Raw genomic sequence first — 13,238 nt, forward strand, 5'->3', positions numbered from 1 at the left:
TCCGGTCGTGGACCGTTGCAGCAGAGTAGACGGAAAGGCAGCTTCGGGCCTGAACTTTGCAGGAGAACGAGAAATGACCGACATAATTGTCCGCCCCCTGGCGCAATCCGACCATGCTGATTGGCAGCGTCTTTGGACCGCCTACCTCACCTTCTACGAAACCAAGCTGCCGGAAGAGGTCTATGCCGTCACCTGGAAGCGGCTGTTCACGGCGGGCGAGTTCGAGCCGAAGGGTTTCATTGCCACACTCGACGGCAAGGCGGTCGGCCTCACCCACTATCTCTATCATCGCTCCTGCTGGTCTGAAAAAAACAACTGCTACCTGCAGGATCTGTTCGCCGACCCGGATGTGCGTGGCAAGGGCGTCGGTGCCGCCTTGATCGAAGCGGTCAAGCAGGAGGCCGGCAAGATCGGCGTCAAGAATGTCTACTGGATGACCCACGAGACCAATGCCACGGCGCGCAAGCTCTATGACTACGTCGCGCGCCGGACGGGCTTCATCGAGTACGATCTGCTGTAGATAGGCCATGTTCCTCCCCTTCTTCCTCGAACTGAAGGTCGCGCGCGTTCCCGTCTCGCTCAGGGAATATTTGTCGCTGCTGGAAGGGCTGGAAGCCGGGCTGGTCGACTATGACGTCGAGGGCTTTTATTACCTCGCCCGCTCGGCCCTGGTGAAGGACGAGCGTTACATTGATCGCTTCGACCAGGTCTTTGCTCACGTCTTCAAAGGTGTCGAGGCCTTGGCCGGGACAGATGCCGTCGACGTCGCGAACATTCCCGAGGAATGGCTGCGCCGCCTCGCCGAAAGGCACCTGACCGACGAGGAGAAAAAACTGGTCGAGGCGCTCGGCGGCTTCGAAAAGCTGATGGAGACGCTGAAGCAGCGGCTGGAGGAGCAAAAAGGCCGCCATCAGGGCGGCTCGAAATGGATCGGCACCGGCGGCACCTCGCCCTTCGGTGCCTATGGCTACAACCCCGAAGGCGTGCGCATCGGCCAGCACGAAAGCCGCCACCGCCGCGCCGTCAAAGTCTGGGACAGACGCGAATTCAGGAATTTCGACGATGCCGTCGAGCTCGGCACCCGCAACATCAAGATCGCGCTGAAACGCCTGCGCCGCTGGGTGCGCGAAGGCGCGGAGGAGGAGTTCGACCTGCCCGGCACCATCCATGCCACCGCCGAGCACGGCTATCTCGACGTCAAGACGCGGCCCGAGCGGCGCAACGCCGTGAAGCTCCTGATGTTCTTCGATGTCGGTGGCTCGATGGATGACCACATTAGGAGCGTCGAGGAGTTGTTTTCGGCCGCCCGCGCCGAATTCCGCCAGCTCGAATATTTTTACTTTCACAACTGCCTCTACGAGGGCGTTTGGAAGGACAATCGCCGCCGCCATGCCGAGGTAATCCCGACCTTCGACCTGCTCCACAAATACGGACCGGACTACAAGGTAATCGTCGTCGGCGACGCCTCAATGAGCCCCTACGAGATCGCCCATCCCGGCGGCTCGGTCGAACACTGGAATCCCGAGGCCGGTGCCGTCTGGCTCGGCCGGCTGCTGCAGCAATGGCCGAATGCGGTCTGGTTCAACCCGGAAAACCAGAAGAACTGGGGTTTTACCCATTCGATCGCCATGATCAGCGACATCTTCGGCGGCCGTATGTTTCCGCTGACGCTGGCTGGCCTCGAAGCAGCGACAAAGCAATTGTCGAGGAAACACTGACAACGGCGGCTGGGCAGGCCTGTAACAAATGCCTATGTTGGAACGAAAAGGAATTGCAACCAATAACGAGCCGCCAAGGCTGAGGAGATTTCAATGGACACCCACGCCTACCCCGTTACCCGCACCGACGCCGAATGGCGCGCCAGGCTGACACCGGAGCAATATGCGGTCATGCGCGGCCACGGCACCGAGCGGCCGGGAAGCTGCGCCCTGCTCTACGAGAAGCGCGCCGGCACGTTTTCCTGCGTCGGCTGCGACCAGCCGCTGTTCGAATCCAAGCTGAAGTTCGAGAGCGGCACCGGCTGGCCGAGCTTCAACGACCCGGTGCCCGGTTCGGTTGAGACCACCGTCGACCGCAGCTACGGCATGGTGCGCACTGAATGCCACTGCGCCCGCTGCGGCAGCCATCTCGGCCATGTCTTCGAGGACGGCCCGCCGCCGACAGGCCTGCGCTACTGCATCAACGGCGTGGCGCTGAAATTCGAGCCGACGGCCTGAGCCATCGCTTCGATCGTCACCTTGCAAAGGGCGGCTGCGGCCGCCCTTTTTCATGCGCGTATCGTTGTCAAACCACGACCACCAGGATCAGCCACAGCGCAGAACCGATCATCATCAGCGAGGCCTTGAGGCCGCCGGACTTTTCCGCGGTTCGCCAGACGGCAAGGGTGAGGAAGATGTTGTAGGGCACCGGCGCGAAATGCACGGCGAGGACGAGGGCAAGCGGCATTTTCAGCCCGAGCAGGATGAGTGCCAGCACCGACGCAGCAGCGTTGATCGCCGTGCCTACCAGGACCAGATCCCGCCAGAACAGCCGGTCGAGTGGCGCCGCGCCCTGCCAGCGCGAACGGAAGAAACCGGCCGGGTGACTGGCCTTCTTCGCCGCCATTTCGGCCGGATCCGAATTGCCCATCGATTGAGCCTCGCTTGCGCTCGTGGAGCGTCGAAAATGCCGAACCTTACCGGCAAAGCAAGACCCCGCGAAATGTGACACGTACATGACACAGAAATCTGTCATTAACCTTTCACGACCCGGAACCGATGATCCGAAATAGTCATTCAGTCATTTGCAACGCCAGCATGGAGGAGTTCTGAATGAGCGATCATGTCTACAATGTCCTCTTTCTCTGCAACGCCAATTCGGCCCGGTCGATCATGGGCGAAGCTATTCTCAATCGCATTGGCGCCGGCCGCTTCAAGGCCTATTCTGCCGGTTCGCAACCGAAGGGTACTGTCAATCCCTATGCGCTGCAGTTGCTGGAAAGCCTGAAATACGACACAGCCTTCGCCCGGTCGAAAAGCTGGGACGAATTCTCCAAACCCGGCTCGCCGGAGATGAATTTCGTCTTCACCGTTTGCGACAACACGGCGAATGAAAGCTGCCCGATCTGGCCCGGCCACCCGATGACAGCACTTTGGGCGGTGCCGGACCCGGCCAAGGCCGACGGCACCGAGGCCGAGCAGCATCTCGCCTTCGCCGAGGCCTACCGCATGCTCAACAACCGCATCGCGGTATTCACCAACTTGCCGATGGAATCGCTCGACAATCTGGCACTGCAGCAACATCTCGACGACATCGGCCGCGACGCTTCGAAGCAAAACTGAGGGCGATGCGTTTCGATTGCCGTGCGTTCAGTGCGAGGCGGGCGACCGAACTCACGATCGGGCTTCGTGTCCCAGAACCTCGACGACCGCGCGTTCGACGCGCGAAGCCTCCGTCACCAGCCAGTCGGCCATCGCCGGCCAGTTGTCCTCGGCAAAGCAGTTCACCCGCCACATCGAATTGATGCCGAGGCCCTCGCAACTCTGTTCCGGCCTGAGCTTCAGCCTGCCTTCTATCGCCGGCTGGAAGGGCTTCAACCGCGACCAGGCTTCGGTGGCGCCGAACTTCTCATTGCGGCCGAAGAAGACACCGACATGATTCTGCGCCGGCGCGACATACATGGAAAGGACCAGCGCGAAGTCTGGCAGCCCGCGCTGCCAGAACCAGGGTCCGCGCCGCGCCAACAGAGCCCTTTCTTCCGGATGCCGTTCCGCAAACAGCGTCCAGAAGCCGCGTTGGCGGAATTCAGAGGCGCGGCGGGCGCCAAAGTCGAATTCGCTCATGGTTCGATGCTCGCTCCAGCATCACGCTCAGGTAGTTTCGAGAACCGGAGCGCAGCGGACATTTGGGTCCGTGGGCACCGGAAGCACAGAAAACGCCATCAGATGGCCGCCGGAGTAGAATTTCCAGACAGTCTCTACACCATGCCGAGCGCGGCTTTGTACAGATCGAGGATGGTTTCCTCTTCCTGGCGCTCCGCCTGATCCTTCTTGCGCAGCCGGATGATAGACCGCATCGCCTTGGTGTCGAAGCCGGTGCCCTTGGCTTCGGCGAACACTTCCTTGATGTCGTCGGAGATGGTCTTCTTCTCTTCCTCGAGCCGCTCGATGCGCTCGATGAAGGCACGCAACTGGCCGGCGGCAACAGTCTGGCTGGTTTCGGTGATGTCGTCGGCCATGTTTTTCTCCGCTTCGTTTCATGCCGCGACTCGCTGGACAAACGGCAAATTTGAGCGGGTTCGATGCCCGACCGGGCGCGGCGGGTCAAGCTGTTATCGATGCGGCATGAAGGGTTGGGCACACCCGAAGGTGTGTTGAGATTCAGGTCAGGCCGAGCCGAAAATGGTGGCCGCCGAGAACCGGAGCGGAACGTACTTAAAGTACGTGAGCACCGGAAGCGCAGGAAGCCGGCGTTTGCAGGCCGGCATCACCTGAATATCGGCACACCTTAGCCGAAGGCGATCAAGAGATCCTTGGCGTCGATCTGGTCGCCGGCCTTGACCAGCACTTCGGCAATCGTGCCGTCGCGCTCGGCATGCAATGCCGTTTCCATCTTCATCGCCTCGATCGATAAGAGCACGTCGCCGGCCTTGACCGCCTGGCCTGCAGCAACCGCAAGAGCCGAGACGACGCCCGGCATCGGCGCGCCGACATGTGCCTCGTTGCCGGGCTCTGCCTTGCGCCGCGCCTTGGCGGCGGAGGCGCCATGCGCGCGGTCCGGCACCTTGACGCGACGCGGCTGGCCGTTGAGCTCGAAGAACACGGTAACCATGCCCTTTTCGTCGACGTCGCCTATGGCCAGACACCGCACCACCAGCGTCTTGCCCTTTTCGATGTCGATGAAGATCTCGTCCTCCGGCTTCATGCCGTAGAAATAGGTCGGTGTCGGCAGCACGCTGACCGGCCCGTAGGTTTCCTGCGCGGCAGCGAAATCCGTGAAGACTTTCGGGTACATCAGCCACGAGGCGAACTCGTATTCGCTGAGCTTGCGCTCCAGCTTTTCCTCGATCTCCTTGCGGCTGGCCTTGAGATTGGCCGCTTTCAAAAGCGATCCCGGCCGCGCCGTGATCGGCTTGTCACCTTTCAACACCTTCTTCTGAAGTGCCTGCGGCCAGCCACCGGGCGACTGGCCGAGATCGCCGCGCAGCATAGAGACGACCGAGTCTGGAAAGGCGATATCCCGTGAAGGGTTCTCAACATCGGCCACGGTCAGGTCCTGGCTCACCATCATCAGCGCCATGTCACCGACGACCTTTGACGACGGCGTCACCTTGACGATGTCGCCGAACATCAGATTGACGTCGTGATAGGTCTGCGCCACCTCGTGCCAGCGCGTCTCCAGCCCGAGCGAGCGCGCCTGTTCCTTGAGGTTGGTGAACTGCCCACCGGGCATCTCATGCAGATAAACTTCTGACGCCGGTCCTTTCAGGTCGCTCTCGAACGCGGCATACTGGTTGCGCACCGCTTCCCAGTAGAACGAGATGTTCCTGATCCATTGCGGATCAAGCCCCGGGTCGCGCTCGGTGCCCCTCAGCGCCTCGACGATCGAACCCAGGCAAGGCTGCGATGTGTTGCCCGACAGGGAATCCATCGCCGCATCGATCGCGTCGACGCCGCTGTCCACCGCCGCCAGCACCGTCGCGGCCGACAGGCCCGACGTGTCGTGCGTGTGGAAATGGATCGGCAGGTCAGTCGCCTCGCGCAGCGCCTTGAACAGCACCCTGGCCGCAGCCGGCTTCAACAGCCCGGCCATGTCCTTGACCGCGATGATATGGGCGCCTGCCGCCTGCAACTCCCTGGCCAGACCGACATAGTATTTGAGATCGTACTTGGCCCGCGCCGGGTCGAGTATGTCGCCGGTGTAGCAGATCGCCGCCTCGATCAGCTTGCCCTCGGCGCCGACCGCATCCATGGCGACGCGCATATTGTCGACCCAGTTGAGGCAGTCGAAGACGCGAAACAGGTCGATGCCGCCGGCGGCGGCTTGGCTGACGAAATGCTGGACGACATTGTCGGGATAGTTGGTGTAGCCGACGCCATTGGCGCCACGCAGAAGCATCTGCAGCAGCAGATTGGGCGCCGCCTCGCGCACCAGCGACAGCCGTTCCCACGGGTCTTCGGTGAGGAAGCGCATGGCGACGTCGAACGTCGCCCCGCCCCAGCATTCCAATGACAGAAGTTGTGGCAAGGCCCGCGCATAGGTGCCCGCAATGCCGGCGATGTCATGCGTGCGCATGCGCGTGGCGAGCAGCGACTGATGACCGTCGCGCATCGTCGTGTCGGTGACGAGCACCTGGCTCTGCTCGCGCATCCAGGCCGCGAATTTCTCCGGCCCAAGCGCGTCCAGCTTCTGCTTGCTGCCGCCTGGCACATTGCCATTGAGGTAAGGCACGACGGGCGCCGCAGCATCGGCCTTCGGCTGCGGCCGGCCGCGCGTTTCTGGATGACCGTTGACCGAGACATCGGCCAGATAGTTGAGCAGCTTGGTCGCTCGGTCCTGCCGCTTCACGCTGGCAAACAGTTCCGGCGTCGTGTCGATAAACTTGGTCGTATAGGAATTGTCGGCGAAACTCGGATGGTTGATGATCGCTTCGAGAAAGGTGAGGTTGGTCGCCACCCCGCGGATGCGGAACTCGCGCAGCGCCCGGTTCATGCGGGCAATGGTCTCGGCCGGCGTCGGTGCCCACGCCGTCACCTTCTCCAGCAACGGATCGTAGAAGCGGGTGATGACCGCGCCCGAATAGGCGGTGCCGCCGTCGAGGCGGATGCCGAAGCCGGTGGCGCCGCGATAGGCGGTGATACGGCCATAGTCCGGGATGAAATTATGCTCGGGATCTTCGGTGGTGATACGGCACTGCAATGCATGGCCGTTCAGCCTGATGTCTTTCTGCGCCGGCACGCCCGATTCAGCCGTGCCGATGGCGAAACCGTCGAGGATATGGATCTGCGCCTTGACGATATCGATGCCGGTCACTTGCTCGGTGACGGTGTGCTCGACCTGGATGCGCGGATTGACCTCGATGAAGTAGAATTTGCCGGTATCGGCATCCTGTAGGAATTCGACCGTCCCGGCGCCGACATAGCTCGTCTCGCGGGCGATCTTCAGCGCATAGCCGCAAAGCTCCTCGCGCAGTGATTGCTCGAGATAAGGCGCCGGCGCCCGCTCGACGACCTTCTGGTTGCGGCGCTGGATGGAACAGTCGCGCTCGAACAGATGCACGGCATTGCCATGGGTGTCGCCAAGCACCTGCACCTCGACATGGCGGGCGCGCTCGATCAGCTTTTCGAGATAGACCTCGTCCTTGCCGAAGGCGGCTTTCGCCTCGCGCTTGCCTTCAGTGACTTCTCGGGCAAGGTCTGCTTCGGAGCGAATGGCGCGCATGCCGCGCCCGCCGCCGCCCCATGATGCCTTCAGCATCACCGGATAGCCGACCTCCTTGGCCAGTTTCTTGACCGCCTCCATGTCATCGGGCAACGGATCGGTGGCGGGGATCACCGGCACGCCGACCTCGATGGCCAGATTGCGCGCCGCGACCTTGTTGCCGAGTCGGCGCATCGTTTCCGGTTTGGGGCCGATGAAAATGATGCCGGCCTGGGCGCAGGCCTCGGCGAATTCGGGGCTTTCCGACAAAAGCCCGTAGCCCGGATGGATAGCGTCGGCGCCCGAAAGCCTGGCGACGCGCATCACCTCCTCGATCGACAAATAGCTTTCGATCGGCCCCATGTCCCGGTTGAGGTGCGGTCCGCGCCCCACCTGGTAGCTTTCATCGGCCTTGAAGCGGTGCAGCGAGTATTTGTCCTCCTCGGCCCAGATCGCCACGGTTTTGAGGCCGAGTTCGTTGGCCGCGCGAAAGACGCGGATGGCGATTTCGGACCGGTTGGCGACAAGGATCTTCGTGATTGCCAAGGACAAGGCTCCAGAGATGGAGGGATGGGGGCTGAGGCAATGATTAGCGTGAAAATGCTGCAGCGCAAACAAAAACGCGCGACACTTAAACCGATTTAAATTGATTGTTTGCGCCAACAACGAAAAATGCCCGGCGCTAGGCGCCGGGCATTCGAATTGTCGTCGCCGACAGGCTTACATCTTCTGAACGTAGGTGTACTTGCCGTCGTCGCCCTTCTTCCATTCGTACATGACGTAGCCGGGCAGCGTCGGATCGCCCTTCGCGTCATAGGAGAGGTCGCCCAGCACGGTCTTGAACGGACCCTTTTCGTGAAGCGCCTTGGCGACTTCTTGCGGATCGTTCGACTTGGCGGCCGTCGCGGCTGCGGCGATCGCTTGCGCCGCGGCGTAGGCGTAGAGCGTGTATGCCTCGGGTTCGAAGCCCTGGGCGCGGAACTTCTCGACGAGTTCCTTGTTGGCGGGAATCAGGCGCGGATCCGGGCCGAACGTGTTAAGCGTACCCGCGACCGCATCGCCCGCGATCGAAGCCAGTTCGTTCGATACGATGCCGTCGCCGGAAACCAGCGTGGCCTTGAGGCCCTGATCAGCCGCCTGGCGGATAATCAGGCCGGCTTCGGTGTGCAGGCCGCCCCAATAGATGATGGAAACGCCGGCTTCCTTCATCTTGGCGATCAGCGCCGAGAAGTCCTTGTCGCCGACATTGACGCCTTCATACATGACTTCCGTCAGGCCGGCTGCGTTCATCGCCTTCTTGGTCTCGTCGGCAAGGCCTTGACCGTAGGTCGTCTTGTCGTGGATGACCGCGATCTTGGCGTCCTTGAAGTTCGCCGCCAGATAAGCGCCGGCGATGCTGCCCTGCTGATCGTCGCGGCCGCAGGTGCGGAACACGTTCCACAGGCCGCGTTCGGTGAACTGCGGGTTGGTCGCGGCCGGTGTGATCTCGAGGATGCCGTTCTCCGCGTAGACTTCCGACGCCGGGATCGAGACGCCCGAGTTGAAGTGGCCGACCACGAACTTGACGCCGTCGCCGACGAACTTGTTGGCGACCGAGATGCCCTGCTTCGGATCGGAAACGTCGTCGCCGATCGAAAGCTTGATCTGCTCGCCATTGATGCCGCCGGCCGCATTGATGTCGGCAACGGCCGCCTCGGCGCCCTTCTGCAACTGTGCGCCGAAGGCGGCGTTCGGACCGGTGATCGGACCGGCGACGCCGATCAGTACGTCAGCCCACGCGCTGCCGCCGAACGCGACAAGCGCGGTCAGGGCGACGGCGGACAAAAGTGATTTTCTCATGTAAAACGCTCCCATTTACGGAGTGGGCGTGAATGATGCTTTCATGCGATGCCCACTCTTACTCGCAGAAAGCGTACTTTGCCGATTTTCAGGCACTTGTCACGCCGATTCATTTCCGAAACGGCGTTAATGATGAACGTCAACCTTTTGGTTTCCAGCTCAAAAGCGATGCTCTTTCGTAGAGCCAATTATACTGTGTCACCATCTGGTTGGTGCGCGTGTATTGATAGCCGATGAAGCCCAATATCATCAGCACGATAGTGTCGACGATATAGTAATGCAGCGAAAACATCGTGCCGTTGAACAGCGCGTGGTGGATGAACCTTATGCCGAGGCCGAGCCCGAGCATGTAGGCGAACAGCTGGAGGAAGCTGCGCCATGTCTGGGCGCAGGCCTTGCCCGTCATCCATGCCGCCCAGCCGCCGAGCAGGCAGGTGACGAAGAAGAACTGCCAGATCGAGGGTTCCTCGTAGAGAATGCCCTGCATGACTAGACTCCTGAACTCAATGGTGGCCGCCTTCGAGATAGGCGGCACGCACTTCCGGATTGGCGAGCAGCTCCTTGCCGGTGCCGCTCATCGTCACATTGCCGTTGACCATGACATAGCCGCGCGTGGCGAGCTTCAGCGCGCCGAAGGCGTTCTGCTCGACCAGGAACACCGTCAGTCCCTGCGTACGGTTCAGCTCGCGGATGGCGTCGAAGATCTGCTTGACGATCAGCGGCGCCAGACCGAGCGACGGTTCGTCGAGCAGGAGCAGCTTCGGCCGCGCCATCAGAGCGCGCGCGATCGACAGCATCTGCTGCTCGCCGCCCGACAGTGTGCCGCCGCGCTGGGCAATACGTTCCTTCAGCCGCGGGAACAGCGTGAACACCTTCTCGACGTCCTCGTCATAGTGCTTGAGGTTGTCGAGGCTGGCGCCCATCTGCAGGTTTTCCATCACCGTCATGCGCGGAAAGATGCGGCGTCCCTCCGGCGACTGGGCGATGCGCATGCGCGCGATCTCGTGAGTCGGCAACTGGGTGATGTCGGTGCCGGCGAAGGTGATCGTGCCGGCGCGGGCCCGTGGTGCACCGAAGATGGTCATCATCAGCGTCGACTTGCCGGCGCCGTTGGCGCCGATCAGCGCTACGATCTCGCCTTGCTTGACGGTGACGTCGACGCCGTTCAGCGCCCGGATGTTGCCGTAGTAGGTCTGGACGCCCTTGATATCGAGCAGCGTTGTCCCGGCCATCACTTGCGCCCTCCGCGCTTGCTTGCAGCAGTAGTCTTCCCGGAAACTGCGCTAGCAGTCTTCCCGGAAGCACGATCGGAGGGGTGGCTCGTTTCCACCTTGCCCGCATCGACACGACGCGAGAATTCCGTCTCCTTGCCCTGGCTGAGAAGCTTGGCCTGCTTGACCCACCCCTCGCGCGCGATGCGCCCGTCGAAGGCGAGATAGGCTTCGGCCGCCTCGACGTCGGATTTATTCCATGCCGCGATCTGGTCGAAGTGGAAGATGCCGTGCTGGTTGAGCTTCTTCTCGTTGACCGTGCCGATTCCCTTGATGCGGGTCAGATTGTCGGCAGTGCCGCCGCGTGGCGCCGTGAGCCGGTTCGAAATCCCTGATGTCTTCGCCGTCGCCGGAGCCTTGACGGGCGGCTTTGCAGCGGAAGATTTCGCGGTTGGTTTGGCTGTCGGAACGGCGGCCAGCGAGGCTGACTGGCTTGCCGCCGCCTTCGCGCGGGCGTCGACCTGGCCGGCCTTGGAGGCGCCTTTCGACACCGTGACGCGTTCGCCCTCGCTGTGGCCGACCGTGTCGGTCACCGGCCCGGCGAGATATGAAGACGATGTGCCCGGACCATGCGCCGAGTCCGGACCGATATCCAGCTGCTCGATCACGTCTTCGTCGCCGACTTCGGTCAGAACGGTCTCGACCTCTTCGTCGTCGACGCCGAGATAGGCGGCGATGACGCGCGGGTCGGTGCGCACCGACTGCGGATTGCCATCGGAGATCTTGCGCCCATATTCGAGCACGACGACATGGTCGGAAATCTGCATGACCACCGACATGTCGTGCTCGATGAGCAGGATCGACGTGCCGGTGTTCTTGATGTCCATCAGCAGCGCGTTGAGTGCCAGCGATTCCTTCGGATTGAGGCCGGCGGCCGGCTCGTCGAGGCAGAGCAGTTCCGGCCCCGTGCACATGGCCCGCGCGATCTCCAAACGACGCTGCGCGCCATAGGGCAGGTCACCGGCCGGATCATCGGCGCGGTCTACGAGATCGGCCTTCTCCAGCCAGTGCTTGGCGAGTTCGATCGATTCGGCCGATGCCTTGCGATAGCCGCTGAAGCCGAACAGACCGAGCACCGTATAGCCCGATGCCTTCATCAGCTTGTTGTGCTGGGCGACCAGAAGGTTCTCCAATAGCGTCATGCCCGAGAACAGACGGATGTTCTGGAAGGTACGCGCCACCTTGGCGCGCGCCGGGATTTCATGGTTTGGCAGGCGTTCGAGCAAATAGCTCGTGCCATCCTGCCGGCTGAGCGTGATCATGCCTTCCGTCGGTTTGTAGAAACCGGTGATGCAGTTGAACACGGTGGTCTTGCCGGCGCCATTCGGCCCGATCAGCGCGGTGATCTCGCCGCGCCTGGCCTTGAAGGAGAGATCGCCGATGGCGACCAGGCCGCCAAACTTCATCGACAGATGCTCGACCTGCAGGATGGCATCGTTCGTGCCCGGGTTGGCTTTCTGAATCGAGCTCGCATTCATCAGCCGTGGCCCTCCTTGGTGAAAGAGCTGGAGACAGCCCTTCGCTCCTTCAGGAAGGCGGTCGGCTCGCGGCTGCCGACGAAACCGCGCGGCTTCCACAGCATGACGATGACCATGGCCATGCCGAACAAGAGCATGCGGTAGAGTTCCGGCGTGAAGTCGGGACCGAAGACCTGCTTCAGGAAATCGAGTTCGCGCAGTACCTCCGTGCCGCCGATCATCACCAGCGCGGCGACGGCGATGCCGACCAGCGAGCCCATGCCGCCGAGCACGACGATGGCAAGGATGATCGCCGATTCCAGGAAGACGAAGGATTCGGGGCTGACAAAGCCTTGCCGCGCCGCGAAGAACGAGCCGGCGAAGCCGCCGAACATGGCGCCGGTGGCAAAGGCGGTGAGCTTGGTGGTGGTGGTGTTGATGCCGAGCGAACGGCAGGCGATCTCGTCCTCGCGCAGCGCTTCCCAGGCCCGGCCGACCGGCATACGCCGCAGCCTTATGGTGACGAAAGCGGTGAGCAGGCAAAGGCCGAGGATCAAATAGTAGAGGAATATCTTGTAGTAGGCGCTCGACGTGGCAATGTTCAGCACCTTGGCGATATAGTTCGGATCCGAGACGTTGAACGTCATCAGGCCGAAGAAGGTGACCTTGGGAATGCCGGAGATGCCGGCCGAGCCATTGGTGACCTCGCGCCAGTTGATCAGCACGAGGCGGATGATCTCGCCGAAGGCAAGTGTGACGATCGCCAGATAGTCGCCGCGCAGGCGCAGCACCGGAAAGCCGAGCAGCACGCCCCAGAAGGCGGCCATGGCGCCGGCGGCCGGCAGCAGGATCCAGAACGACAGGCCGTATTGGGTGCCGAGCAGCGCATAGGCATAGGCGCCGACCGCGTAGAAGGCGACATAGCCGAGGTCGAGCAGGCCAGCGAGGCCGACGACGATGTTCAGGCCCCAGGCCAGCATCACATAGATCAGGATCTGGATGCCGAAATTGTCGACCCATTTCAGCGAGCCTTGGAAACCGGCTGCTATCGACCCGCCGTAGAGAGCAAGCGACAGCACGACGATGATCGGGTAGAGCGCCAGCGCGGCGATACCGAGTGCCGAGAAATGGGCATGGATGAAGGCCCGGAAATAAAACAGTACCGAGGCCAGGGCGTAGATGATCGCCAGCGCCCGCACGAACCGTGCATAGCCGGCAAGACCCGGCCCCAGCAGCCCGTCAAGAGAACTGGCCAAGACGAGCAGCAGGGCCG

General features: G+C 62.1%; 12 protein-coding genes and 1 pseudogene. 4 read left to right on the forward strand and 9 right to left on the reverse strand.

Going from position 1 to position 13,238, the window contains the following annotated elements; translation table 11 throughout:
• Positions 1-73 precede the first annotated feature (73 nt).
• The 3 genes from OHD62_RS15040 (at position 74) to msrB (ending at position 2,216) form a co-directional block, all read left to right on the forward strand.
• A complete protein-coding gene (locus OHD62_RS15040; RefSeq protein ID WP_263783568.1) occupies positions 74-520 on the forward strand; it encodes a GNAT family N-acetyltransferase in 447 nt (148 codons plus the stop codon).
• 7 nt (positions 521-527) lie between these two features.
• Positions 528-1,718 (forward strand): vWA domain-containing protein, encoded by a 1,191-nt coding sequence (locus tag OHD62_RS15045; RefSeq protein WP_263783569.1) that lies wholly within the window; start codon positions 528-530, stop codon positions 1,716-1,718.
• 93 nt (positions 1,719-1,811) lie between these two features.
• Positions 1,812-2,216 (forward strand): peptide-methionine (R)-S-oxide reductase MsrB, encoded by a 405-nt coding sequence (gene msrB / locus OHD62_RS15050; protein ID WP_263783570.1) that lies wholly within the window; start codon positions 1,812-1,814, stop codon positions 2,214-2,216.
• 67 nt (positions 2,217-2,283) lie between these two features.
• On the opposite strand, the gene OHD62_RS15055 is transcribed toward msrB, so the two are convergent.
• Complete coding sequence (locus OHD62_RS15055; RefSeq protein WP_263783571.1) at positions 2,284-2,628, reverse strand: hypothetical protein; 345 nt, start codon at positions 2,626-2,628, stop codon at positions 2,284-2,286.
• A 182-nt stretch (positions 2,629-2,810) separates the two neighbouring features.
• Between OHD62_RS15055 and OHD62_RS15060 the strand changes: the two genes are divergently transcribed.
• Positions 2,811-3,320 (forward strand): arsenate reductase ArsC, encoded by a 510-nt coding sequence (locus tag OHD62_RS15060; RefSeq protein ID WP_263783572.1) that lies wholly within the window; start codon positions 2,811-2,813, stop codon positions 3,318-3,320.
• Positions 3,321-3,371: 51 nt separating this feature from the next.
• On the opposite strand, the gene OHD62_RS15065 is transcribed toward OHD62_RS15060, so the two are convergent.
• From OHD62_RS15065 to livM, 8 genes and pseudogenes are all read right to left on the reverse strand, one after another.
• Positions 3,372-3,821: a hypothetical protein gene (locus OHD62_RS15065; protein ID WP_263783573.1), complete on the reverse strand. Its 450-nt coding sequence runs from the start codon at positions 3,819-3,821 to the stop codon at positions 3,372-3,374.
• A gap of 134 nt (positions 3,822-3,955) precedes the next feature.
• Positions 3,956-4,216 (reverse strand): DUF2312 domain-containing protein, encoded by a 261-nt coding sequence (locus OHD62_RS15070; protein WP_097573600.1) that lies wholly within the window; start codon positions 4,214-4,216, stop codon positions 3,956-3,958.
• A gap of 269 nt (positions 4,217-4,485) precedes the next feature.
• Positions 4,486-7,944, reverse strand: a complete 3,459-nt coding sequence (pyc, locus tag OHD62_RS15075; RefSeq protein ID WP_263783574.1) for a pyruvate carboxylase — start codon at positions 7,942-7,944, stop codon at positions 4,486-4,488.
• A gap of 174 nt (positions 7,945-8,118) precedes the next feature.
• Positions 8,119-9,237: a branched-chain amino acid ABC transporter substrate-binding protein gene (locus tag OHD62_RS15080; protein ID WP_263783575.1), complete on the reverse strand. Its 1,119-nt coding sequence runs from the start codon at positions 9,235-9,237 to the stop codon at positions 8,119-8,121.
• 139 nt (positions 9,238-9,376) lie between these two features.
• On the reverse strand, positions 9,377-9,724 hold the full coding sequence (locus tag OHD62_RS15085; RefSeq protein ID WP_263783576.1) for a DUF6867 family protein: 348 nt from the start codon (positions 9,722-9,724) through the stop codon (positions 9,377-9,379).
• Between the two features lie 16 nt (positions 9,725-9,740).
• Positions 9,741-10,469, reverse strand: coding sequence for an ABC transporter ATP-binding protein (locus OHD62_RS15090; protein ID WP_107652660.1), 729 nt, complete (start codon positions 10,467-10,469; stop codon positions 9,741-9,743).
• Positions 10,469-11,986 (reverse strand): ATP-binding cassette domain-containing protein, encoded by a 1,518-nt coding sequence (locus OHD62_RS15095; RefSeq protein WP_263783577.1) that lies wholly within the window; start codon positions 11,984-11,986, stop codon positions 10,469-10,471. Before OHD62_RS15095 ends, OHD62_RS15090 begins: the two co-directional genes overlap by 1 nt.
• Positions 11,986-13,092, reverse strand: a pseudogene (gene livM / locus OHD62_RS15100) (high-affinity branched-chain amino acid ABC transporter permease LivM); the annotation flags it as partial. The pseudogene livM and the gene OHD62_RS15095, both read right to left, overlap by 1 nt.
• Positions 13,093-13,238 lie beyond the last annotated feature (146 nt).

The sequence above is a fragment of the Mesorhizobium sp. YC-39 genome (genome assembly GCF_025753795.1).
Lineage (GTDB): Bacteria > Pseudomonadota > Alphaproteobacteria > Rhizobiales > Rhizobiaceae > Mesorhizobium.